Here is a 25,593-nt window from a genome sequence, read left to right as displayed (position 1 = left end):
CGTAAAATAGCTAAAAATCATAGTTGAATATAGCTTATTACCATTGAATTTATGTCATTACAACTACAAGCAGGCAAGCTTAATAATAGTGCAGATAAAATAACTATTGTTTTGTTGGTAATAGGTTTTATACTGTCTTGCCCTAATTAAAGTATGATCTTATCCTGTAAATAACACTTAATTAACTCAACAATTTTATCCTGATTAAACTGCGAAACAAACTTAATGTTCAGCACATTCCCAAATTGCTTAAATAATTGTTCAGCGTGTTGAATTTTCTTTGCTTCTTCTTTTCTTAAAATATCATTACTCTCCACACCTTTACTTTCAACAACAAGATTTAAGACTTCCCCACTCTCTTTTTTGATGATATAGGCAAAATCAGGAGAATAAGTTCCGCCTCCTGCAACAGGGATTTTAATTGAATTTTTAGGAATTTTAGTAAATACCATAACCTCTTTTATTTCATCATTCACAATATTTTCTTTTTCAATCTCACTGTCATAAAAAACACGATCAAAAAGATAGCTTTCAAGCGGTGATATTTTTTCATCATTTTGCAAACCTAAATCAGCACTGCTAATTTCACTTAGCACCTGCCCTTGTTTATTCGTAAATTTTGTAGGGTGAACTTTGCTATCAATTTGATTGAAGGCAACTGTTTATCAAGGAATAACAAACAACAAGAAATATACTAAAATTTATCTTATTGTTGAACGCTATTTATTACGATATTTTACTCAACAAGCTCATTAAACTTACCAACAAACACTTTTTTTCTATCATTTAACTCATTGAAAAATGGCAAACCAACCAATTTATAATCACTATTTTCCACATTCAGAATATGATTTTTGGCATACTTTTGGGATATTTGTAATAAAAAATCTTCCTTCCATTTATCTTTTTCTAGCAAATGTTCGCCTTTTGGTTCAATGAAAATTTGATAATAAATATTCTCTGTTTTGCTTTTTAAGAACAGTAAAAAATCAGGATCAAAACCACGTCCTTGTTCAAAATCATAGATTTTATACACTTCTTCATTACGCAACAAATACACATTTTCATATTTTTGTTCAAGGCGTTGAATATGTTCACTCATAAATTTAAGCAGTTTTTCTTCTTCGCTCGTTCCCACAAATTCATTTAACACATACCAATCTTTTTCTTGCACGTCATAAGTTGCACCGCTCTCTTCAACCAATTTTTTCTTAGGCTCGCCAAAAACCTCTGTGAGAGATTTTGCATAAAAATCCTCTGTGCCTTTATTCGGATAAATAAAGCGGTCTAATTCTGCAAAGATTTTACTAATAAATGTAAGCATCATATCCAGTTTGTCTTGTGCAGGAATAACATCAAAATTTGGCTGTGCAAATTTTAAATGAAGTTTAATATCGCCTAAAAATTCATCTTTTAATAAATCTTTAACGCTATTAATCTGCAAATTTTGCTGTAACGATTTAAACTGAAATGTTGAATTATCACTTTTCGCTTTAATCGCCATTGCTTTATAAAAAAGTTGGGGCGATAAATCAGAAAAAGTGATGGTATCAGTTTTAATTTTTTGCTCATTAACAAATCGTGTATTTTCATTATTTTCTTCTTCATTAAAATCAATCTCTTCTTCTTTTAACTCATAAACAGGGAACTGATATTCAAAGTAAAAGTCGTGTTTAACTTCATCTAAATTACGCTTACGGCGATTTGCATTTTTAATCTGTTTATTTGCAAAAACTTTTAAACTATTTTGCTGAGCAATTTCTTTAAATTGTGGTTTTAATTCAAATTGCACCACTTTTTTATTACTAATGGGGAAACCCTTTTTTTTCAGCTCGGCTTTTAAGTGAGAAATATAACGACTATCTTCATCAAAGGTATGAAAATAAAGCTCTTCTAAAATTCGTAAATCGTGATCTAAATCTTCATCAAATTTTCGTTTATTCGCTAATTTTTCATCAAAATCAAACGGATAATAACGCACGCCACGCCCAATCAGTTGCATTTCTTTAACCGTTGTTTCAGGCGTTTTCTTATCGCTACCGCCTGCATTTTGAGTTTGATATAAACGAACAATATCAAATAAATTAAGCACGTCCCAACCTTCCGTTAGGCGATCAACCGTAAAAATTGCACGAATAGGATTATTTTTATCTTCTAAGCTATTAAGCAATTTTTCCGTTTCTTCATCGGTTTTTTCTGTTTTGGTTGTATTACTTTTAGAGTTCGTAATAATGGTTTGTCTTTGGCTAAAATGATGTTTAATCCAATCGGCAATCTGTGAAAATGAATGTTCTTTTTCAATAAATTTCAGTATTTTCACAATGCGAGAATTGCCCATTTCATTGATATTTTCATCTTTTTGCTCATTTTTAAACGAGTGAATAAAATCAAAATCATTGTGCGAAATATTCTGTGTCATTTGCAAAAAATGTTCATAATCCTGCTCACTTTCAGCAATGGTTTTACTGCGGAATAAAATCACAGATTTAAAATGCGGAATTTTGTATTTTAATGCAATTTGATGGCGATACCACGCAAACAATAAAGCGGTTAAAATTCTTTCTTTATTTGCAAAAGTAGAAGAAAGCAAATTAATTTCTTTGGTAAAACCTGCTTGCAAGAACTGTTTTAAGTCAAATTTTGCAATAATTTTATCTTGGTATTTTTTCTGTACTTCTTCGTTATCTGGAATTGTTGCCGTAAATTCTAACATTATATTTTTAGGATTTGGTTTTAGCACCAATTCTAAAATCGTATGTTCCCAGCCTAATTTTTCTTTTACTGTGTCCGAAGTTCTATCTGTCAATTCAATGTTTAAATCTAGCTCTTCCTGTTTCTTGCTTTTGGTATTCGCATTTAAGTGATGAGCCTCATCGGCAAGTAACACTAAATTGAGTTTTTTCAACTCATCAAGGGTGTTGATATTCTCTTTTTCAGCGTGAATATCATTATAAAATTTCTGCACCGTCGTAAATTTAATTTCTATCCCTTGCGGATTATCAGAAAAACTCTCAACTTTTTTAACCGCAACAGTTTTATTATCAATAATAATTTTCTGCTTAAATAAATATTTATTGTGATTAACATCAATAAAATTATTCTCGGTTTTATCAACAATATTATTTTGATTAACAAAAAACAGAAAATGGCGATAACCCTTTTTATAATAATGCAAAATACAGCTTGCCATCAGCAAGGTTTTCCCTGTTCCTGTTGCCATATTGAACATTAAATGGGTGGCTTGTTCTTGTGGTTTATTTTCAAAAATAATCAAATTTTCAAGGGCATTTTTTTGCCAATCAAAGAGGTTGAATTTAAGGTTATCGGTAATAAAACTAGGGATTTCAGGGCTACCAGTAAACTCTTTTGCTCCTTCAATTTTTTCAAATAACATTACTCACACTCTCCATAAAATGCTTTGCTTAACACTTTATCCTGTTCATCAATCGCAAATTGTTCATCATCAATTTCGCTTTGATTAACATAGAGTTGGTTATTATCCAGCATTGCACAAAATATCGCTTTCTGCTCATCTAAATATAACGCCTTAAATTGCTCACTTTGAATTTGTTTTTCTATAAAATTTTTCGTCGCAATGTTGTAATGCAAGAAATAATTATTATATATTTCATCAAAATAAGCGGTCAATTCTTCATAAGAATTTACATTTTTTATCTGATTTTTAACCGCTTGATTAAACTGTGCAAGTTCGCAATAAATAAACTCGCCACCACCTTGCCAGTTTACCGCCTTACTAATTCCTCCCTGCTCGCCTGCAATTACTTTTTTCAAGCGTTCAACAGCAATCGTTTCAATATAATCCATTTGCTCAACACCGATATATTGACGCTTCATTTTATGAGCAACCGCTGCTGTTGTACCAGAGCCTAAATGGAAATCTAGAACGATGTCGTTTTCTTGGGTTGATATTTGTATTATATCTTTAATGATTTCTTCTGGTTTTGGAAATGAAAAAACTTTATCATTGAATAAATTTTTAATTTGATTTGTACCATTCCCACTACTATACTCAGGCTTATAAAATAATGTTTTTGGCTTTTTAGAAGGTAGTTCTCCAACATCTGGTCTTTGCTTTTTATATAATGAAAAAGTTTCATTATTTTTCAATACAATAATATCATTTATATTTTTTATTACTGCACTTTTACTCCACCGCCACGACATTTCTTGTCCATCAGTAACTGGTAAAATTTCTGCAAATCCATCTTTCTTTTCTAATGAAACTTCTAAATTTTCATTCACATAAATTGGATAAAATAAATTAGGTCTCTTATATCTTGGAGCATTTGTCCCTGTTGCTTTTAAATTTGCACCTTGCTTATAAAAACCTATTTCATCTTTTTGCCATTTATCTAGTTCTTCTACATCATCAATAGGTAAATTATAAAATTTGGCTTTTTCTTTATTTTTAGCAAAACACAGAATATATTCGTGCGTTCCAGCAAAAGCAAATTGATCTTGATTTCCTTTTAAATTCATTACAGCAGTAAGAGTATTAACAAAGTTTTCTCTACCAAAAATCTCGTCCATTAATACTTTTAAATAAGCCATTCCATCTTCATCAATAGAAATAAAAATAACACCATCATCTTTTAAAAATTCTGTTGCAACTTCCAAGCGGTTTTTCATAAAAGTTAGCCAAGTAGAAAGATGAAAATTTGAATTATAAGCAAATGTATCTGTTGGTTTTTTTTCTTTAAAATAATACGGCGGATCAATATAGATAAGTTTAACTTGTCCTGCAAATTCACTTTTTAGCGAATGTAACGCCAGCAAATTGTTGCCTTTAATAATCAAATTATCAGTAATAATTCCTTGCTCATTACGATGAAATGCTGTCGATTTTTCTTCACTATCGGCACTAAATTTCTTCCAGCTTATTAACGCTTTATTATCAAAAAGACGATCAATTTCATCGGCTGCAAGCACATTGTTGAAAAAGATTTCTTGGCGTTTTTGTGATTTTTGATTAAATGTGTTGGCTTTATAACCCTTTTTTTCATCGGTTTTAGTTACTTTTTCATCATATTCAAAAATAACATCAGTTCCTTCTTCACTGCTCTGCCCACCTGCCAGTACGCAATCTTTATAAGGAAAATCCAGCACCACATCATTGCAATTTTTGAAAAATTTCTGACCGCTTGTTAGCCCAATCCTATTTTTAAATTGCGTATAAGAATTGTTGATTTTGTTTTCTTCAAGGAAAAAACGAAAATTATTGAGTTTAAAAACCAGCGTTTCATCAACATTGATAAAAAATTGTTGTTTTAATTTGGGATTGTTAAGAAGAGATGAAAGTAATTTTTGATCGTATTTTTCAGCATAATCAATCACTAAATTATGATCTAACTCGCCATTGATACAAAAACGATCATCGGTTGATAGTGTGGTTTTAAGAATTACAGCTGTCTGTCTGTCTGTCTGTCTGTCTGTCTGTCTGTCTGTCTGTCTGTCTGTCTGTCTGTCTGTCTGTCTGTCTGTCTGTCTGTCTGTCTGTCTGTCTGTCTGTCTGTCTGTCTGTCTGTCTGTCTGTCTGTCTGTCTAGCATTTTGTTTCCCTTTGAAATTAAAGTCAATGAATTATTTCGGAGCGAATTAACAAATTTTGATTTGTTTTGCGGGCGGATATTCCATTCGCTATGCTCATTCAATCCGCCCTTACGTAAGTAATAATTAAACTTAAAATCCTTTCAATCCAACCACGTGAACATACTCTTGATTATTTGCAATTTTACGTACCAATTTATAAGTTGTTCCTTGCTCTGGGCTGATATTTTCAGGAGCGGCGATCAGTAATTGCATATCTAATCGGTCGCACAATTCAAATAAGGTGTTAATCGATTTCGCGTCAAGTCGAGCCGCTTCATCTAAGAATAATAAGCGACAAGGGAGAATATCTTTGGCACGCATACGGCGAGATTCTTCTTCCCAACTTTGCACTACCATTAGCAAGATTGACATACCTGTACCGATAGCTTCCCCTGTTGAAAGTGAGCTACTTTGAGCCTTCATCCAGCCATCTGCACCGCGATAGGTTTCAACATCAAGGTCAAGGTAATTACGGTAATCTAACAACTCTTCGCCGATAGTTTGTGCCGTACGTTGTCCTAATTCAAGATGTGGATTAACACGTTTATACAACATCGCTAATGCCTCAGAGAACCCAAGTGTTTCACTTTCAAATAAGTCTTTGTGGTTATCTTTTTCGGTCGATAATGCGTTAAGTAAAATAGCGTGAGTATCACGAATATTTACCACCAAACGCACCCCTTTAACCTGTCCAAAAGTAATATTTTGTAGCCCTTGATTAAGTTGTAAAATACGGTTTTGTTCACGTTGAATGGTTTTACGTAAAATATTTGCCACACTTTCTGAACTGATCGCTAATTTTTTCTCACGATTTGTCAATTCACTGGTTAAGCGAGAAAGCTCAATTTCCATTTGTTCAATGGCGTCAATCGGATCATCCGTTTTGATAATATCTTGACGAATTCGCTCACGCAAATGCTGATAAACCGCAATAAAGAATGCCACTTTATTTTCAGGTTTACGATTATCTTCTGAGGCTCGCAAGCTATCACGCAGATATTCATTATCCGCCACCGCAATACGTAACGCCCCTAAGGCTTTATCAGAAATAGAACGTAATTCTTCAGATGACATATACGCCAACTCACGGCGGTTCAGACGTTTTTCTACATCGCTGTTGCGAGATAAACGCATTACCACACACCAACTCACTTTCGCTTGCACCACTTGTTCACGCAATACTTTATAATCACGTTCTGCTTTGCGTACTGCACGATTTAAGTTATCCATATCAGCCTCAATCACGGCTAATTGTTTTTCTAAATAACTCTTACGGCTACGTTGTTGGCTTAAACGTTGTTGCAATTCATCACGTTGTGTTCTAGCTCTTTCTTCTGCCTCTGAATCGCCTCGCAAACCTAATTCATCAATTTCACGCACTAATTCTACAAGCATTTCATTTTTCGCCTCATAAGAACTGCGTAATGAAGTAAGCACTTGATTATATTGTGTATATTGTGTTTGAGCTTGTCTAAATTGTGCTTTTGCTTGTTCACGTTCACGTTGTGCGTTTTCTAAACGCACACGCAACTGTTCGGTTAATTCTGACCCCTCTTGGGTTGAATCTTCATAGCTAAAATGCAAACGTCGGTTCATTACATCAGACAAACAGAACACTTGCTGTTTTCGTAATTTTTGATCAGAAACAGACCGCTTATATTCTGCTTCAAGCTGTTCAAATTTAGTCGGATCACTTTGTAAAGCGGTTGCAATCGGTTCTAATTGTGCTAAATATTGCCCAAATTGACGGATAAATTGCTCATCTTCCTGTGCTTCTAATAATTGCTCCTTGCATTCTTCAGCACGATCAATCAAGGTTTCGTCCGCTAATAATTCAACCTGTGGCAAGGCTTTATTAAGAAGTTGTAACTGCTCTTTACAATTATCACGTTTATGGCGTAATTGTTGCTCATTACCGCTGATTTGATTTAATTCACGTTCAATTTCAACACGTTGAGCAGAAATTTCTTGCATTGCTTGTTCAGGATTTACCTCAAACGCAAGGTTTAAATGTGTACCGACAAACTGACTTAAATGTTGATATAAACGCTGACATTTTTGCACTTCAAAGGCACATTTTGCGTGCTGTTCGGTAATTTCTTCCTGCTCTGCTTTTAATAATTCAAGCTGTTTCTCACGAGCTGCACGTCCAAATAACGGCACTTGTGGGAATTTTGAATAACGCCATTGACGGTTTGAAACTTGCACCACCACACCATCGCCTAATTCGGTCGCTTCAAATACATCATCATCAAATGAACTTGGATCACCTTCAATTAAATAAAGATCATCTGGGCAATCATCTAACTGTTCTAACTGTGATTTCACACTTTCTAAATCTCGCACCACGATTGCGTGACGAGCCTCGCCATAAAGAGCTGAGAAATAAGGGGCATCATCAATAGACACATCTTCGTATAATTCTGAAAGCAACACACCACCAAAACGCTCGGCAAGTTGATTTAAGCGTGGATCTTCTGAACCATCAGGCTGGCTCAAACGGGTAATTTGCCCTTCTAAACGATCTGATTTTCTGGCTAATTTATCACGCTCTAAGGTTATTTCACGCTCTGAATTTAAGGTGTCTTGCATAAACGCCATAACCTGTTGGCTTGCCTCAAATTCTCTGTCGCATTGTTCTTGTAAACGCTCTAATGCTGATTGTGCAGTATGCCACGCTGGTGCAGTTTGAGTTAGTTTTTGATATTGTTGGTTAAGTTGTTCTAACTGCTGACGTTGCGTTGAACGTACTTCCACCACTTCGCCTAACTCGGCTTCAATATCTTCTAAACTTACTTGCTGTTCTTCAAAATAGCCTTCTAATTCTTCAGCTGTAGTAAAGTCCGTTTGAGCTTTATGATTAAATTCTTTTAACAAACGCTCAGCATTTTGTTGTTGCTGTAATTTACGTTCTAATTCATTTAATTTTTGGCGTAAACTCACCGCTTGATTTGCTTGTGATTTTTGGCTTGGATAGGCTGATAATAACGATTTCGCCTCACTCCACGCCTCTGAGCGGTCAATTTTTCCTGAAATTTTGCAAACCAAATCATAGGCTTTATCAAACTGCTCTTTGGCAATTTCTGATACCGATAAACGCTGTTCTAATTCAAACACTTTATCGGTTAATTCTTCCGCTTGGGCTTCAAATTCAACCGCATAATCTTGAATATTGTGTAAATCTAAATTTGGCAAACCACACACTTGTTTTGCTTTTTCAAGGGCTTGCACCGCCTGTTGATATTGCAATGCTCGGGTTTGTTGAGCGTCTAAGGCTTGTTGATAATCAGCTAATTGTGAGCGTAAATCTTCCACCACTTCTTCGGCTTCTTCGGCTCTAAATTGCGAACTTTCCACTTGTTCAGAAAGCTCTTCCATCGCCATTTGTTGCTCTTCAATTTTCTCAACTAAATCATTGACTTCGTCTTGATAACGCTCTACTTTTTCTTGATGACGTAGTGCATTCATCACTAAATTTAGATGATCGGTCGCACTATTAAATTCTGCCTCTAAATGACTTTCCGTTTCCGCAATTTCACTGACTTCACGGCTATATTCCACTAATTGCGTTTGTGATAGCTCAATTTTTGCTTTTACTTCTTGCCAGTTTTTACGTTGTGCCAACACATTTTCAACATTACCACGACGCTCATTTGCATTACGCATATAGTCCGCAGACACATAGTTGGTACTTTCTGTAATCAGCTTTTTGAACATATCACGATCAGATTGCGTTACCTTAATCGCCTCTAAGGTCATACGGTTTTCACGCAATGCCGATTCCATATCTTGGAAGGCTTGGCGAACCCCTGTATTTTCAGGCAATAAATATTCACGCAATGATTTTGTGATCGCCCCTGAAATCCCACCATAAAGGGACGCCTCAATCAATTTATAGAATTTGCTACGATCTGACGCTGATCTTAAACGTTTTGGTAACACGCCTAAATCAAATAAAAAACTATGATAATCGGTAATTGAGTTATATTGTTTGAACTGAATTTCAGTGCTTTCACATTTCTCTTTTAGCTCATTTAACGCTAATACTCTCGCACTGCGATCAGCGACTTTTTCTGTTAAAATGCTAATAATAGACTGTTCAGTCGGTAAGTTTTGCAATGAAAACGGACGAATATCCACTTTCTTATCTCGTCCAGCCACTTGTTGCAAACGCACCCCTGAAATAATACGCTGTTTGCGAGAGTTTTCACTTTCTAACACCGCATAACACACGCCTGATTTCAATTTACCGTGTAAGCCTTTATCACGAGAGCCTGCTGTTGAGCCTGCCTCTGTGGTATTACGGAAGTTTAACAAAGTTAAATCTGGGATTAACGCCGTAACAAAACCTGCCATTGTGGTGGATTTACCCGCACCGTTTCCACCTGAAAGGGTCGTTACTAAATCATCTAAATCAAAAGTACGAGCAAAAAAACCGTTCCAGTTAATTAAGGTTAAAGAAATAAATTTTCCACGTGCAATGCTCTCTTTTTTAGTTACGACAGGCTTATCTACAATAGGAGAAGCAAGCGGTGTGATTTCTACTGTTTTTTGCAATTCTTGTTGTTCTACTTGTAATTCAAATTGTTGTTCAGTCATTATTCTTCCTTACCTAAATCTTGTTCAATTTCATCAAACTGCTCATCTTCATCATCTGCATTTTCTTGATCAAAAACCACCGCTTGTGCTTGTTTTTCTAATTCTTGTGGGGTTGTACCTTCTCCATCACGGATTAAACGAAGTTGTGCTTCACGTGGATCATCGCCACTGCGAACATCAGCACCAAAACGGAATACTGACTCTGAAATTACAAATTTTTTGCTATTTTGATCACCAACACGAGTAATCATTCCAATACGCATTAAACGACGTAAAGCCCCACTGACTTTTTCTAATAATTTCGCTTTATCTAAATCAGAACCTGTCGAACGTGGATTCACCGCTTTTAATAATTTTGTTTCATCTGCAAGGTTTAATAACTCTTCATAAACATCATCAAAACTAAAAATCCCTTGCTGAGCCAAACGTTCAGGGCTTAGATAAAGATAACAAAGTACTTTACCCACCAACATTTCCATTTCACTCATCACGCTACGAGCAATTAATGTTGTCGCTTTTGGACGTAAATAGAAAAAGCCCTCAGGCGCACGAATTAGCTCCACATTGTAACGGCGATAAAATTGCTCTAACTCTGCTTGATAATCCATTAAAAAACTATGTTGATCTAACAAATCAATACTAATATGTCGTCCTGCTCGTAACTGGCTGTCTAGTTCAGGAAAAATAGGATTAGCAATGGCGATTGCTAACTTGGTTGAAATTACGTCTTCTATGTTTTGTGTCATTGTGGTTCTCTTTTTAAACTAATAGTTTGTAGAAAATATGATGTGCTATATCTCTATATCATATTTCTACTTTCAAATATATTTACTTGCCTCTTTGAGGCTTAATTTTGCCATTTTATCTTTGTATTTTACAATAAAGGTTCTCACCCATTTAGGATTAGTTTTGGAATAATCTCTTAAACTCCAGCCAATAGCTTTATTAATAAAAAATTCATCACTTTCTAAATTATTTACAATAATTTTTTCTAATAATTCGGTATTTGTTTTTTCTTTTCTTAAGAGTTGATGATCTATAGCAATTCGTCTAACCCAAAAATCCTCATCCTTTGACCATTTTAGCATTACATCATCTATTCTATTATCTGTAAGCCCAATATTTCCAATAATTCTATCCAATTTATCAATAGTATCCCACCACTGCTTCTGCTTAACATAATTAAAAAGTTTAGGAATATCATCATAAGTTAAGTATTTTTGCATTGTAATTAGATAATCCATAACTAAATACTGAAATTCTCTATATTCATCTTGGTAACACTTATCTAAAAATAACCAATCTATCCTTGCATTTTTCTTTTCTATTTCCAAAAAATCTTTACAAAGTTTCTTTCTTTTAGGGGTATGTATTCCATAGAAACAAAACTGATTTCGCATATACTTTGCTTCTTGAATAGCTTTCTCTACATTTTGATTTTCTTCAAAAATTTTTTTAATTTTTAAATAGTTAGTCATTTTTGTCCTACCATTGCTACTAATTGATGAATGTACATAAACTATATATGCTAATACTACTTCTACACTACGAATTACTAAGCATAAATATCACTTATACTCATCAATCATATTAGCTTGCACTTCTGCACCTTGATTATTGATGGTTTGCCATTGTGGATAGACTGCTTGTCTGTCTTCGCTTGCCATACCTAATTTAACCGCTTGATCCACAATAATTCGAGCCACATCAAAATGGCGACTTTCAGGGTATTTAGCAAGTTGATCTCGTAAAATTTCACTTAAATCTAACCGCTTACCTTGCTCTCGATAAGGCATTAAGTGAGCTTGCATTAGTTCAATAATTTGCTCTTGTACGTCAGACAGCGATTCATATTCTAGTTCTGTTGGTAATTCGCCTACGGCGTCCGCTTCATTAAAGGCGAGTTCATCATCACGTAGATCGAGCATTGATTCTGCTTTGGAAAAATATAACATCCACGGATCGTCAAAATAGCCTTGAATAGATTTGCGTAAACGTTGCCCAAACACACGGTTTTTATCCATATCAATCGCTGTTCGGATAAACTTATGTACGTGGCGATCGTAACCGATCCAAAGATCGATAGATTGCTGTCCCCAACTGATAATGCGGTCTAATTTATTTTGTAAATTGACAATTAAGCTATCAACAAAGTCTAAATCATTTCGCCCGATTAAACAGCTTTGAATACGCAATAATTGAGATTGTAATTTATCCCCTGCGGCATTGAGCGTATCTTGTAATTCTCGTAAGCTGACCGATGTTTCATCTAATAATTGCTCACAACTTGAAATTGCCTCGTGCCAATTTTGACTTAATAATTGTGCGATACGATCACGGATGTGTTGCTGGTTTTCGTCCATTACACGCTGTGAGAGATCGATGCTATCAAAAATTTCAGCAACAGAATATTTTAAAGGTGCAAAAACCTGTGTTCGCCAAAAACGTTCATCACCATTTTCTTCTGCTGCATTTGAAGCTCGCTCTATTTCATCCGCAACAATAGAAAGCTGGATAGAAAGACGTAAGGTTGAAAATTCTCTTTGACGCACATAATAATCTGCCACACCTACACCTAATGGCGTTAAACGATAAATAGATAATCCTTCGGTAAAATCACTGCTAAAACGATTTAAAAAGCGTTGTTTAACCAAATCATTGATCGCATTATTGGCGCGTTGAGTAAGCGTATTCTCTGCTTGTTCAAAACTATTAGAAACATAGCGAAATAAATCAACCAAATCACTTTCAAGCATTTCACCGTCTAATGATTGCTCATTATTATAAATAGAAATCGCCAAAAGAAAGGCTAATCGTTCTGTTGATAACGAAAGTGAAAATTCACGTGATTTTGTCCAATCAATCAGTTCTGGAAGTGTTTGTGCCAATTCATTTTGCATAGGGATTTTCATTATTTTGTATATTATAAAAAATGACTGTTATTGTACAATAACACAAACCAAAAAGGGAACTTTTTTCAGATAACTTAAGAAGAAGTCAGGGCAACCGCGTACTTTGTCTATAAATTAATCACACACACCAAAAATAAGCTCAGACCTCATTTCATCAGACCAGCCAGCTGATTTCAGCTTGCTTTTCATACTATTTTTAGCTGGATGTAGTCGTGCTAAATTAAGCCCTAAACGCCTAATTATTGCCATATTTTCAACGCCATCCCCCAAATAAATCGTACTATCATCTTCTTTAAAAACAACATCAAGTACCCAATGCGCTTTATTTTCAACTTCCCAATGACCCCTAATATATTTCGCAAAGTCTTCGCAAGGAACATCTAAGCTACTTATATAAAATACTTTTTCTTCACTTTTCTTGCCATTGTCTTCTCTTATCCTATGAACTTGAATAAGGCTTTTAATTCCTGTCCAACCTTGAGATTCCAAAAGCCAATCACTTATTGGTAATTTTGAATAATACCGTTGATCTATTCGACTTCTTTCACAGTTAACTTCTTGAAATTTATCTATTTTTATTGATTTTTCTCGCACTACTTTATGAAAATAACTTTCTATTTCATTTCTAAATTTCTTATGATTATTTTTCAATGGCATCACATAATCGCTCTTCTTTTCTATGATTTTCTTCGCTATTTTCTTTTGCGTATTCATCGCATCTACCGTAATGACGGCTTGATTTAGCTCTAAAATATCTATCATTTCTAGAATGCTTTCATTCTCATTTTTCTTACCTTTGGACTTATTTTGAGCTAAAATTAATCCTCTTGAACAGCTCCAAGCCGTAATACTATGTAGGGCATTATGAGGCTCTAAATGTGAACTGTTTTTTAATGTTTTACCATCTATTGCAATACACTCTTTGCCTTGTGATTTTCGTATCTCATTGATAAAATTAATAAAAATATAATTTAATTTCTCAGGATTTATCCGTCTTACAATACGAGCAATCGTATCATCAACAGGAATACCATTTTCAAAATCTCGGTATTTTCGTAACCATTTTATATTCAATTTACCAAACTGATGAATTTCACTCCATCCTTCTGCACCTGATATTACCGCACTTACGAAAAGAAAAATAACATCTAAGAAGTCATGTTTTCTGTTTATATCTTTGCGAGGGTCTTCCAAATCTTTAAAAGCTGATAATATATTCATTTTTACACCTATTTGTTATTGAATAATAGGTGCTATTAGATCATATTTTTAAGAAAAGTGCGATCTTGCCCTGAAGAAGAAGTAACTCTGAGTTTTGTTATTGTTCAATTTATACATTAGGTATGTCTTGAAGTATTTTGTACTTTGGCATTTTTTTATTCTTTATACTGAGAACAACTGAGGTGTAAAAATATAAACACAAATTACAAGCGGTTAGATTATGAGTATTTTTTGCAAATTTTTCATCAAATCTACCCGCTTGTTTATTACTTCACTAATTTCAATTTTGAGTTTCTTTTGGCTTTTATCTCAGTTTGAGAAGTTTGGCGGTTGGTGTAGTTTTCTTCATTATAATACTCCTCTTCTTGGAACATTATTCCCTCACTGGTTTCCTGTGCATATAACGCAATAATTGCCCCTAAAGGAATATAAAGATCTCTTAACATTCCGTTAAAACGAGCACTAAAACTTACCGCTTCATCATCAATGGTATATTGACCAATAGAGCGAGGAGAAAGGTTTAAAATAATTCGACCTTCTGTAATAAACTCTTGTGGCACATCAACATCAGAGTATTCTGTATTAACCAATAAATAGGGGGTATTATCACTATCAAGAATCCAATTATAATAAGCATTATAAAGATAAGGGCGTAGTGGTTTCATTATTCTTTCTCGTCCATTAAAGATTTTGGTGGTTTGCCACCGATAGATTGAATAAAGCTTTTACGTTGAAAAATACGCGTCATATAGCTTTTTATTGCCTTACTCCCTGCACCCGTAAATTCGACACCTAAATTATGCATACGCCATAAAAGAGGAGCGATATAGCAGTCTAATAGGGTGAAATCATCATTTAAAAAATAAGGTTTTGCAGCAAAAATACTTCCCAGTGCTAAAAACTCTTCTCGCAGTTGGCTTAATGCTTTTTTTGCTTCATCAGATTCTGGATTTTCATTCACAATATCAATTAACGCATACCAATCATTTTGAATTCGATGAATAGTTAAACGTGTTTCTGCTCGTGCAACTGGATAAACTGACATTAATGGAGGATGAGGAAAACGTTCATCAAGGTATTCCATAATAATACGAGAATTAAAAAGCACTAAATCACGATCAACTAGAGTTGGAAGATTGCCACGAGGGTTTAATTCCAATAAGTCTTCAGAAATAGTGTTAGGCTCGATATCTTCGATTTCATAAGGTACGCCCTTTTCTGCTAGTGTGATACGAACTTGATGGCTATAGATATCATTTTTATTAGAAAAAAGCGTCATTATTGAACGTTTATTTATATTCGTCATTGATTACTCCTGAAACAATCTTAAATTATAGAAAATATAACGACAATTATATCACAGATTAGATCTAAGTTTCACTTGAAAAAAATTAACCAATTAAAATAGTAAGTTTATTTACCTTATTCTCGAGAACCACAATCTATTACTTCATTGTTTTATCCATTTTTCCTTGTTCTCCAATCTTCTGTTTTAAAATAGCTGAAAATTGTTGTTTTCCTTTTCTGAAAATTTATTTACATATCAGTATTGAGTATAATCTTGCTCTGATTACTGCCGTATGCTATTTTTCCTCTTTAATTTTTTTTACACAAAGAGAACTTATCTTGAAAATAAATTATTTCGCTACAACTTCTAATGGTAAAATAAAAAAGAATAAATAAAGAAAATTTTATTAAAAAAGAGAAGAGACTTGTCAAATTATCAACCTCAAGTGAATAGTGAGTCTATTATTGTTGAAACTTATAAAACATATGGGTAATGCAACAAGTTATAGTGATAATATTACTCGTTTTACGTCTTTAAGTACAAGATCATCTTTAGGTATTTCTGGTATAACTATAAAAAACAATATGGTTCTGGTTTAGACAACATTATCACTTTCGCAAAAATGGAACCATAGAATAATTCACAATAGGACGATAATATGATTAACATAAGAAATGTTTCACATCATTTTGGCACAAGACAAATACTAAAAAATATTAATTTAACAATTAATGAAAAAAAAGTCGCCATTATTGGAGGAAATGGTTCAGGAAAGAGTACATTTGCACGCTTATTAAACGGCCTTTTAATCCCCAATAAAGGCGAAGTTATTATTGATGGCTTAAATACACAGAAAGACAGTAAAACAATACGAAAAAAAGTAGGATTTGTTTTTCAAAATCCTGATAATCAAATTGTATTTCCTATTGTTGAAGAAGATCTTGCTTTTGGAATGAAAAATCTAGGTTTATCTGCTGACATTATTAAAACAAGGATTGATACCGTATTATCTCGTCATAATTTACTGGATTTTAAAACGCATCCCACTCATTTACTTAGTGGTGGACAAAAACAACTCATTGCTATTTTAGGTGTACTGGTTATGCAACCTGAATACATTGTTTTTGATGAACCGACAACTTTATTAGATCTGAGAAATAAAAAAATAATTTCCGATTTAATCAATAAACTTGAACAAAATGTTATTGTTATATCACACGATTTAGATCTATTAAATAATTTTGAACGTATTATTGTATTTAACGATGGTCAAATTATTTGTGATGATATTCCTGCCATTGCTTTAAAAAAATATAGAGAAATAATGCGATGAGTTTATCATTATATGTTGCAAAGCAATCTTGTATACATAACACACCAATACAAATTAAATTTCTTTGCTTAATCATTTTAAGCACGATGTTATTCGTATATCCCTATTTGCCGTTTTCATTAATATCACTTCTTATAGTTTGTTTATTATTTCTACTAGCAAAATTTACAATAGGCACAATATTTTATCAAATAAAACCTATATTACCCTTTTTAATTATTTTATTTTTGTGTCAGTTATACATTTCTAGTTTCATTATGGGACTCAATGTAGTAATAAGATTATCAACTATCTTACTTTTAGCATCATTATTAACACTCACCACAAAGTCTAGTATAATTATTGAAGCTATAGAAAAACATCTATATTGGCTTAAATATATAAATATTAATCCTAAGAAAGTAGGATTGGCAATTTCTCTTACTTTACGCTTTATTCCTATGTTATCTGATATTACAAAAGAGGTAAAAGAAGCTCAAAGCGTAAGAGGATTAGAAACGAATATTTTTGCTATTGCTATACCTGTTATCATTCGTACACTTAAAATGGCTGATGAAATTTCTGCTGCCATTGATGCACGAGCGTTTGATTAAAATAATTAGAATTCATTAAATAAGGAAATATTTTATGTTTACCAAAGATATTGTTTACATTTCTCTCTTCGCCTCACTGACGGCTACACTTGGGTTATTTCCTACAATTTCACTCCCTTTTATTAGTGTACCAATCACTATACAATCCATTGCTTGTATGCTTGCTGGAGCCATTGCTGGTTCTAAAAGAGGTGCATTGGCAATGTTATTATTTATCGTTCTAGTAATGATCGGTCTACCACTATTATCTGGTGGACGTGGGGGATTTGGAATTTTACTTGGTCCAACAGGAGGATTTCTAATCGGATGGATAGCTGGGGCTTATCTAATAGGTCTTCTCTACGAAAAAGTACTCAAAAGGGGTTTTCTTTATGAATTTCTTTTTATCGCTTTAGGTGGTATTGTTATTGTTTATGGGTTTGGTATTCCTTGGTTATCTATCGCAACTGAAATGACAATAAAACAAGCTACCATCGGAAGCCTTGCTTTTATTCCAGGGGATATTGCCAAAGTCGTATTAGCACTGTACATAGTTAAAATGATTAGAAAAGGTTATCCAGATTTTATTCTCACAAAATAACCTCACTTATGTATATCCCTACTTTCCGTTTTCCACGGAAAATAGGGATCAGTGACACAATAACTTATAAAGAATTATTGAGAGAGTTTAAATATTTCTTAAAACCTTCCCCTAATTCAGGATGATTAAGTGTATATTCCACAAAGGCCTCGGCATAACCCTGTTTATTTCCACAATCAAAGGTTTTACCGCTCATTCTAAATGCTTCTACGGTTTCTTGTTTAATAAGCATATCAATTGCATCGGTTAATTGAATTTCATCACCAACACCAATTGGGGTTTTTTCCAATAATTCCCAAATCGTATTCGAAAATACATATCGTCCGACGACAGCTAGATTAGAAGGTGCCTCTTCAATTTTTGGTTTTTCAACTATATTAACAATTTTAGTGCTTTTACCAGTATCTAAAGCAGTACCTCCACAATCGGCAATACCATAACTACTCACTTCTTCTTGAGATACTGGTGAAACCATTATTTGACTATTTCCTGTTTTTTTAAAACGAGAAATCATTGCGGCTAAATTTTCTTTGGTTTGATCGGCAGAAAAATCAGCCAACAGAACATCAGGAAGTACTACTGCAAAAGGTTCATCACCAACAACAGCTCTACCACACAATACCGCATGTCCTAACCCTTTAGCGTGCCCTTGTCTTACGTGCATTAATGTTACATCTTTTGGTACAATAGAACGTACTTCATCAAGAAGCTGTCGCTTAACTCGTTTTTCTAACATTGTTTCGAGCTCAAACGAAGTATCAAAGTGATTCTCTATCGCATTTTTAGAAGAATGAGTCACTAATACTATTTCTTTGATACCCGCTGCTACACATTCATTCACAATATACTGAATTAATGGCTTATCTGCAATTGTCAGCATTTCTTTTGGAATTGCTTTTGTTGCAGGCAACATTCTTGTACCTAACCCCGCTACAGGAATAATAACTTTCATATAATCCTCATTTATGTAAAACTAAAATCACTATCAAAAATTTCAGTTTTGGTTATATTTTAATTATTCTTCTTTTGGTAATTCTTCTTTTAATGGTTCACCATTAATTTGCTTATATACCTCTTCTCTATGAACAGACACCTCTTTTGGGGCATTAATTCCTAATTTTACCTGAGTTCCTCGAATACTAAGTACCGTAACTTCAACATTGTCACCAATAAGTAAACTTTCCCCCGATTTACGAGTAAGAATAAGCATAACTTTCTCCTTTTTAAATAAATTTGTAATAATTTTCAAACAGAAGTTATTATAATCTTGTTTGAATCCATTCTCTTGCTGTTGCAAGTGCTAAATTGATATTTTCAGGTTGAGAACCGCCCGCCATTGCCATATCTGGACGACCACCTCCTTTACCACCAACTTGTTGAGCCATTTCATTGACCAACTGCCCTGCATTAATTTTTGCTGTAGTATCTTTAGAAATACCCACAACTAAATTAACCTTTTCTCCCGTTGCTGATACAAACACGATAACAGCTGAACCTAACTGATTTTTTAAATCATCAACCATTGTTCTTAATGCTTTTGTTTCAACACCGTCTAACTGTTGAATAATGACATTCACACCATTAATAATTTCAGCTTGTTTAGCTAAGTTTGCACCAGCCTGTGAAGCCATTTTATCTTTTATTTGTTGTAACTCTTTTTCAGTACGTTTCGCTTTATCTTGCAGTTGTTGAATTTTTTCAAGTAATGAGTTGCTATCTGCTTTTAATAATTCTGCACTTTGTTGTATCACTTTTTGTTGACGTTGCAACCATTCAATTGCTTTTTCACCTGTTACCGCTTCAACTCGACGTATTCCAGATGCAATTGCCCCTTCTGAAATCAGTTTAAATAAACCAATTTCACCCGTTTGAGATACGTGTGTTCCACCACACAATTCAACTGAAAATTCTGTCATTTTTACAACACGAACTCGATCGCCATATTTTTCACCAAATAATGCCATTGCACCTTGCTTTTTAGCAGATTCGATATCCATAATTTCCGTTGTTACTGGTGAATTTCTACGAATTTCACGGTTTACAATTTGTTCAATTTCTTCTAATTGAGCTTTAGTAATTGCTTCAGGTTGAGAAAAATCAAAACGTAACATATCATCTGAAACTAATGAACCTTTTTGTATGACGTGATGACCTAAAACTTGACGTAATGCACCGTGCATTAAGTGGGTCGCACTATGGTTTAATGTTGCAGCGTGACGTCGTAACTCATTTATTTGAGCTTGAACCGTATCCCCCACTGTAAGAGAACCCGCTTCTAGTTGTCCAATATGTCCAAATACATCACCATATTTTTGAGTATCATTGACCACAAAATTGCAAATTTCTGTTGAAATGTAACCGCTATCACCAATTTGACCACCAGACTCACCATAGAATGGTGTGCGATCTAACACTACAACAGCATTTTCACCAGATTGAATACAATTCACACTTTTACCATTACAGAATAATGCAACCACTTTAGTATCTTTAAGTGCTGTTTTGGTATATCCCTCAAACACTGTTGAACCATCAACCTTAATGACGCTATTATAATCCATTCCAAAACTACTACTTGCTTTGGCTCGTTCTCGTTGGGCTTGCATTTCCTTATCAAAACCTATTTCATCAACAGTAATTTCACGATCACGACATACATCAGCTGTAAGATCTAATGGGAAACCATAAGTATCATACAATTTGAAGGCAACTTCACCTGATAAAACCTTATTTTCTACTTTTGATAACGCCTCTTCCAATAAGCTTAAACCACGTTCTAAAGTACGAGCAAATTGCTCTTCTTCTGCTTTTAATGTTTTTTCAATATGCGTTTGTTTTTCTGTTAATAAATCGCCCGCTTTACCCATTACTTTTGCAAGAGTTGGTACTAATTTATAAAAAAAGCTCTCTTTTGCTCCTAATAAATTACCGTGTCTTACTGCTCGCCGAATAATACGACGTAATACATAACCACGCCCTTCATTTGAAGGCACTACACCATCCGCAATTAAGTAAGCACAAGAACGAATGTGATCAGCGACCACTCGTAATGATTTATTATCTAAATCTGTTACATTTAATAATCTCGCCACTTCTTTAATTAAAGTTTGGAAAATATCAATTTCATAGTTAGAATTCACGTGTTGCAATACTGCACTAATACGTTCTAATCCCATTCCTGTATCAACAGAGGGTTTTGGTAATTTTTCCATTGTTCCGTCAGCCTGACGATTAAATTGCATAAATACCAAATTCCAAATTTCAATATAACGATCGCCATCTTCTTCTGGGCTTCCCGGTGGACCTCCCCAAATATGATCGCCGTGATCATAGAAAATTTCAGAACAAGGTCCACAAGGTCCTGTGTCTCCCATTTGCCAGAAGTTGTCTGAGTTATAAGGTTGGTCTTCACTTTTATCGCCAATTCGGATAATACGTTCAGCAGGCACACCTATTTCATCACGCCAAATATTAAATGCCTCATCGTCAGTTTTATAAACCGTTACCCATAATTTTTCTTTTGGTAAGCCTAACCACTCTGGCGATGTTAAATATTCCCACGCATAATGAATCGCATCTTGTTTAAAATAATCCCCAAAACTAAAATTACCCAACATTTCAAAGAAAGTATGATGACGAGCGGTATAACCTACATTTTCTAAATCATTATGTTTTCCACCTGCTCGCACACAACGTTGTGATGTAGTTGCCCTTGTATAATTACGTTTATCTAAACCTAAAAATACATCTTTAAATTGGTTCATTCCCGCATTGGTAAATAACAGTGTTGGATCATTATCTGGCACCAGTGAACTACTGTTGATAATTGAATGTCCTTTGCTGTTAAAAAAATCTAAAAAAGATTGTCTTATTTGTGATGTTGTTTTCATAGGTAAATACTCTAATACTATTACATATATTTAAAGGTGACTATTCTGACATAAATTTATTATTTTATAAAATGCTATTTCTTAAATATAGTCGATGACCCCTTACTTTATAAAAAAATAGACCACCAGTAATTTAATACAAGCAGTCTATTTTATAAACTCAATCCATTGGATACTAATTGTCTTTAAGTGGTACTACCAACATATCAACGGAGATAGAGTTCATCGCTTGACGTGTTGAAGAGACTAGCTTACTCCAAAAATCCTGATGATGCCCTGTGATAAGTAAATCTACTTTATATTCATCGATAGCATCTTGTAAAACTTGGGTAAAATCTCCTGTCCCACTTAAACGTTCAGTAACAGGATAATCTATTTTTTCAGAGAACTCGCTTAATACTTGAAGTGTTTCCTCTGTTACATTATCCTGAACTGATGTCATATTGATATCAATCAATCCAGTATAAAGATCAGAAAAATTAACATCAACATGAATTATTGATAATTTTGCATTACACGCTTTTGCAAAATCTGCCCCTTTGCGTAATAAAACAAGACTTTCATCAGAAAGATCAACGGCAACTAAAATATGGTTATACATAATAAACTCCTCGATGTTGATGACCAATTTACTAGAAGTATACTAACATTATCTAAAATAAAAAAACTTGTTGAAGATCACATTTTTTAAAATTAAACTAATAATACTGTCTTAATTATCAATAATTTTTTCATAATTTATAATTTTTATCGTAAAAATATTAGTATAATGAAATAAACTTTATTACATTTAATGACTAACAATTGGAATACCATAAATATGCTAAAAATACTTTTAGTGAATGAAGATAGAAAATCTATACAATCACTGATAGAAATACCCTTATCTTCCGATTTTTCTTTAGACATTTCCTGTCGTCAAAATGTGTTAAGTAAAATAGCAGAATATCACTACAATCTCATTTTATTAGATACAAAAAATAACCTTGAGATCCTAAAACAAATTCGCCAACAATATCATATTCCTATAATGATATTAACTGAATATAATGAAGAAATTGAACGAATTGAGGCATTTGAGTTAGGTGCTGATGATTATCTAGTAAAACCTTTTAGCCATCGTGAATTTAGTGCAAGAATAAATGCTGTTCTACGCAGAGCCTACAATACAATCATAATAAACAATAAAAAATTACAATTTTGTGGCGTTGAATTGAACATCAATAGTCAACAAGCTTTATATAATGATAAAGATTTACACTTAACTAATACTGAATTTAACTTATTTAAAATATTAGTGGATAGCCCAGGAAAAATTTTTTCTCGTGAAACTTTGAGTGTTAAAGTACTAGATAAAGCACTTAATCCTTATGATCGTGCTATTGATATGCATATCTCTAATTTACGAAAAAAACTGCCAAAAAGAGAAGATAACCTACCTTGGTTTAAAACCTTACGAGGTAAAGGTTATTTTTTAATTAAAGAATAAAGCGACAACGCCATTATTTTAGTTTTTTTCTATTGCACTTAGCATACCTCTTAAAATATTCAATTCTGTTTTTTCTAAGTGAGCACGCTGATATAAGCGACGAAGTTTGGGCATCATTGCATCATTTTTAATAAAACCTAAATTTTTATATACTTTTTCAGTATGCTGAAAAAAGTGTTCAAGTGCTTGTGCTGTTGGATATTCTACAAGCGGTAAGTTATGATCTACTTTTTGCAAATTTTCTATTTCAAGATATGCATTTCTAATTTCATAACTAATCAACTGTACTGCCATTGCTAAATTTAAAGAGCTGTATTCTGGATTAGTTGGCACATTTAAATGATAGTGGCATTTCAACAACTCATCGTTGGTTAAACCGACTCGCTCTCGTCCAAAAACCATTGCAACTTTCCCCTGTTGAGCCTGCTCTACAATCAATTTTCCTCCTTTTCTTGGAGCAATTAACGTTGATTGTAAATGACGCAATCTTGCACTACTCCCCACGACTAATTGACAATCTGCAATTGCCTCATCAAAAGTATCAAAAATTTGAGTCTGAGCTAAAACATCCTTTGCGCCAGCTGATAATGCAATAGCTTGATCGTCAATAGATTGTAAAGGATTAACCAAACGCAATTGTGAAAGTCCCATTGTTTTCATTGCTCGTGCAGCAGAACCAATATTTCCACTATGTGATGTTTCAACTAAAACAATCTGAATTTTCTCTAAAATATGTTTCATTTTTACTCACTTTTTAATTAAAAAAACCACCTTATAAAAATAAGGTGGTCTAAAATTATCACTATTTTATCTCTATGGATATTGCTGTTGCTCTTGTTTTTCTTTCAGTAACTGCTGCTCTTCTACTTTTTTCTTTTCATCTTCAATCTTTCGAATTTCGTCGTGAAGATTTAAACTCACTTGTTGTATACTATTTGTAAAAGGTAATGTTTGTAAAATAGGTTGATCTTGAACAAATTCATTTTCATTTGAATTGTTCATCACATTTACGCCTAACACAGCCACAAAACAGACTGAGGCAGCAATACCTACTTGCATAAATGGCATCACCCAACGTTTTACTTTTAATCCCATACGTTGAGTTTTCGGTTGTAAATCCATCTCTTCATTTTCAATCAATGCTTCCATTTTTTCTGAAAAATCACGACCTAAAAGTAGATCTTCCCCACGCATCACACTACGTACAGTATGGTAATGTTGCCATTTCTGTTGTAAATCTGTTGATGAACATAACGCTTCAGTAAAATTACCTTCTACCCATTCACCATCTATATAAGCAGAAAGATCTTTATTCTGTTGCATATTTAACTCCAATTACTTAATTTATTGTATTAGCGGTTGAATTTTAGCATCAATAGCTTCCCTTGCTCTAAAAATACGAGAACGAACCGTTCCCACAGGGCATTGCATTACTTCTGCTATTTCTTCATAACTTAATCCTTCAAGCTCACGCAATGTAATTGCACTTTTAAGCTCATCGGGTAAATTTTCTATCGTTTCAAAGACAACTCTTTTTAACTCTTCAGATAAAACCATACTCTCAGGAGTATCGATTTCTCTTAAATAAGTACCACTGTCATAACTTTCAGCATCTTCTGCTAAAATATCTTCTCTTGGAGGTCTACGACCTAAAGCCGTTAAATGATTCTTAGCTGTATTTACCGCAATACGATAAAGCCAAGTATAAAACGCACTTTCTCCACGAAAAGAACTCAAGGCACGATAAGCCTTAATAAAAGATTCTTGTACAATATCAGGAATATCATCTTGTGCCACATAACGAGTGAGTAATCCAGCAACCCGGTTTTGGTAACGAATAACCAGCAAATTAAATGCTTTTTTATTACCCTCTTGTGCAAGCTCAACCAGTTCCTGATCCGTTTTTTGTTCACTCATTGAGTTTGATTCTCCTAAAACTCTCCATTTATTGCTTACTGTACACCCTGTTAGTGTATTAAAGCCTCAAAAAGTTCAACATATTTTTAATTAAATTTAAGCGGTATGATTGTACCATTTTTTTTGCAAAAAAAATGCAAATATCATTGTAAGGTTATTATA

General features: G+C 33.7%; 21 protein-coding genes. 4 read left to right on the top strand and 17 right to left on the bottom strand.

From position 1 onward, the window contains the following. Positions 1 to 146: 146 nt before the first annotated feature. From KGI96_RS03235 to KGI96_RS03190, 10 genes are all read right to left on the bottom strand, one after another. On the bottom strand, positions 147 to 596 hold the full coding sequence (locus KGI96_RS03235; RefSeq protein ID WP_229577216.1) for a restriction endonuclease: 450 nt from the start codon (positions 594 to 596) through the stop codon (positions 147 to 149). Positions 597 to 736: 140 nt separating this feature from the next. Further along, entirely contained in the window at positions 737 to 3,394 is a 2,658-nt protein-coding gene (locus tag KGI96_RS03230) for a DEAD/DEAH box helicase family protein (RefSeq protein WP_211598984.1), read from the bottom strand. Further along, positions 3,394 to 5,355: a site-specific DNA-methyltransferase gene (locus KGI96_RS03225; protein ID WP_229577214.1), complete on the bottom strand. Its 1,962-nt coding sequence runs from the start codon at positions 5,353 to 5,355 to the stop codon at positions 3,394 to 3,396. The genes KGI96_RS03230 and KGI96_RS03225 overlap by 1 nt, the downstream gene beginning before the upstream one ends. A 344-nt stretch (positions 5,356 to 5,699) precedes the next feature. Beyond that, entirely contained in the window at positions 5,700 to 10,208 is a 4,509-nt protein-coding gene (mukB, locus tag KGI96_RS03220; RefSeq protein ID WP_213156548.1) for a chromosome partition protein MukB, read from the bottom strand. After that, positions 10,208 to 10,954, bottom strand: a complete 747-nt coding sequence (gene mukE / locus KGI96_RS03215; RefSeq protein ID WP_211598980.1) for a chromosome partition protein MukE — start codon at positions 10,952 to 10,954, stop codon at positions 10,208 to 10,210. Before mukE ends, mukB begins: the two co-directional genes overlap by 1 nt. 72 nt (positions 10,955 to 11,026) lie before the next feature. Beyond that, positions 11,027 to 11,686 (bottom strand): DNA alkylation repair protein, encoded by a 660-nt coding sequence (locus tag KGI96_RS03210; RefSeq protein WP_211598978.1) that lies wholly within the window; start codon positions 11,684 to 11,686, stop codon positions 11,027 to 11,029. Positions 11,687 to 11,776: 90 nt separating this feature from the next. Continuing rightward, a complete protein-coding gene (gene mukF, locus KGI96_RS03205) occupies positions 11,777 to 13,108 on the bottom strand; it encodes a chromosome partition protein MukF (protein ID WP_211598976.1) in 1,332 nt (443 codons plus the stop codon). 126 nt (positions 13,109 to 13,234) lie between these two features. After that, the gene (locus tag KGI96_RS03200; protein WP_213156547.1) at positions 13,235 to 14,341 is read right to left on the bottom strand and encodes an ISAs1 family transposase; all 1,107 of its coding nucleotides are present in this window, start codon (positions 14,339 to 14,341) and stop codon (positions 13,235 to 13,237) included. A 266-nt stretch (positions 14,342 to 14,607) separates the two neighbouring features. Next, a complete protein-coding gene (locus KGI96_RS03195) occupies positions 14,608 to 15,006 on the bottom strand; it encodes a ClpXP protease specificity-enhancing factor (protein ID WP_211597531.1) in 399 nt (132 codons plus the stop codon). Further along, the gene (locus KGI96_RS03190; protein ID WP_211597530.1) at positions 15,006 to 15,647 is read right to left on the bottom strand and encodes a glutathione S-transferase N-terminal domain-containing protein; all 642 of its coding nucleotides are present in this window, start codon (positions 15,645 to 15,647) and stop codon (positions 15,006 to 15,008) included. The genes KGI96_RS03195 and KGI96_RS03190 overlap by 1 nt, the downstream gene beginning before the upstream one ends. 640 nt (positions 15,648 to 16,287) lie before the next feature. On the opposite strand from KGI96_RS03190, the gene KGI96_RS03185 reads away from it, so the two are divergent. From KGI96_RS03185 to KGI96_RS03175, 3 genes are read left to right on the top strand one after another with little or no spacing between them, the layout of a single operon-like run. After that, the gene (locus KGI96_RS03185; protein ID WP_211597529.1) at positions 16,288 to 16,962 is read left to right on the top strand and encodes an energy-coupling factor ABC transporter ATP-binding protein; all 675 of its coding nucleotides are present in this window, start codon (positions 16,288 to 16,290) and stop codon (positions 16,960 to 16,962) included. Further along, the gene (locus tag KGI96_RS03180; protein ID WP_211597528.1) at positions 16,959 to 17,555 is read left to right on the top strand and encodes an energy-coupling factor transporter transmembrane component T family protein; all 597 of its coding nucleotides are present in this window, start codon (positions 16,959 to 16,961) and stop codon (positions 17,553 to 17,555) included. The genes KGI96_RS03185 and KGI96_RS03180 overlap by 4 nt, the downstream gene beginning before the upstream one ends. A 34-nt stretch (positions 17,556 to 17,589) precedes the next feature. Beyond that, positions 17,590 to 18,135 (top strand): biotin transporter BioY, encoded by a 546-nt coding sequence (locus KGI96_RS03175; RefSeq protein WP_211597527.1) that lies wholly within the window; start codon positions 17,590 to 17,592, stop codon positions 18,133 to 18,135. A 64-nt stretch (positions 18,136 to 18,199) separates the two neighbouring features. On the opposite strand, the gene galU is transcribed toward KGI96_RS03175, so the two are convergent. The 4 genes from galU to KGI96_RS03155 form a co-directional block, all read right to left on the bottom strand. Next, positions 18,200 to 19,087, bottom strand: coding sequence for a UTP--glucose-1-phosphate uridylyltransferase GalU (gene galU, locus KGI96_RS03170; RefSeq protein WP_211597526.1), 888 nt, complete (start codon positions 19,085 to 19,087; stop codon positions 18,200 to 18,202). A 63-nt stretch (positions 19,088 to 19,150) separates the two neighbouring features. Then, positions 19,151 to 19,345, bottom strand: a complete 195-nt coding sequence (gene csrA / locus KGI96_RS03165; RefSeq protein ID WP_211597525.1) for a carbon storage regulator CsrA — start codon at positions 19,343 to 19,345, stop codon at positions 19,151 to 19,153. Between the two features lie 49 nt (positions 19,346 to 19,394). Then, positions 19,395 to 22,025: an alanine--tRNA ligase gene (gene alaS, locus KGI96_RS03160; RefSeq protein ID WP_211597524.1), complete on the bottom strand. Its 2,631-nt coding sequence runs from the start codon at positions 22,023 to 22,025 to the stop codon at positions 19,395 to 19,397. A 175-nt stretch (positions 22,026 to 22,200) separates the two neighbouring features. Beyond that, positions 22,201 to 22,626 (bottom strand): universal stress protein, encoded by a 426-nt coding sequence (locus KGI96_RS03155; RefSeq protein ID WP_211597523.1) that lies wholly within the window; start codon positions 22,624 to 22,626, stop codon positions 22,201 to 22,203. A 219-nt stretch (positions 22,627 to 22,845) separates the two neighbouring features. Between KGI96_RS03155 and KGI96_RS03150 the strand changes: the two genes are divergently transcribed. Further along, positions 22,846 to 23,514, top strand: a complete 669-nt coding sequence (locus KGI96_RS03150; protein WP_211597522.1) for a winged helix-turn-helix domain-containing protein — start codon at positions 22,846 to 22,848, stop codon at positions 23,512 to 23,514. Between the two features lie 18 nt (positions 23,515 to 23,532). Here the strand turns inward: KGI96_RS03150 and trmJ are convergent, their stop codons facing one another. From trmJ to rpoE, 3 genes are all read right to left on the bottom strand, one after another. After that, positions 23,533 to 24,255, bottom strand: a complete 723-nt coding sequence (trmJ, locus tag KGI96_RS03145; protein WP_211597521.1) for a tRNA (cytosine(32)/uridine(32)-2'-O)-methyltransferase TrmJ — start codon at positions 24,253 to 24,255, stop codon at positions 23,533 to 23,535. A gap of 72 nt (positions 24,256 to 24,327) precedes the next feature. Beyond that, the gene (locus tag KGI96_RS03140) at positions 24,328 to 24,837 is read right to left on the bottom strand and encodes a sigma-E factor negative regulatory protein (protein WP_211597520.1); all 510 of its coding nucleotides are present in this window, start codon (positions 24,835 to 24,837) and stop codon (positions 24,328 to 24,330) included. 21 nt (positions 24,838 to 24,858) lie between these two features. Beyond that, positions 24,859 to 25,431 carry an RNA polymerase sigma factor RpoE gene (rpoE, locus tag KGI96_RS03135; protein WP_211597519.1) on the bottom strand — a complete coding sequence of 191 codons (573 nt, stop codon included), beginning with the start codon at positions 25,429 to 25,431 and terminating at the stop codon, positions 24,859 to 24,861. Positions 25,432 to 25,593: the final 162 nt, after the last annotated feature.

Source organism: Phocoenobacter atlanticus subsp. cyclopteri, from assembly GCF_018343795.1.
GTDB classification, from domain to species: Bacteria; Pseudomonadota; Gammaproteobacteria; order Enterobacterales; family Pasteurellaceae; genus Phocoenobacter; species Phocoenobacter atlanticus.
This window is presented reverse-complemented; position numbering and strand designations above follow the sequence as displayed.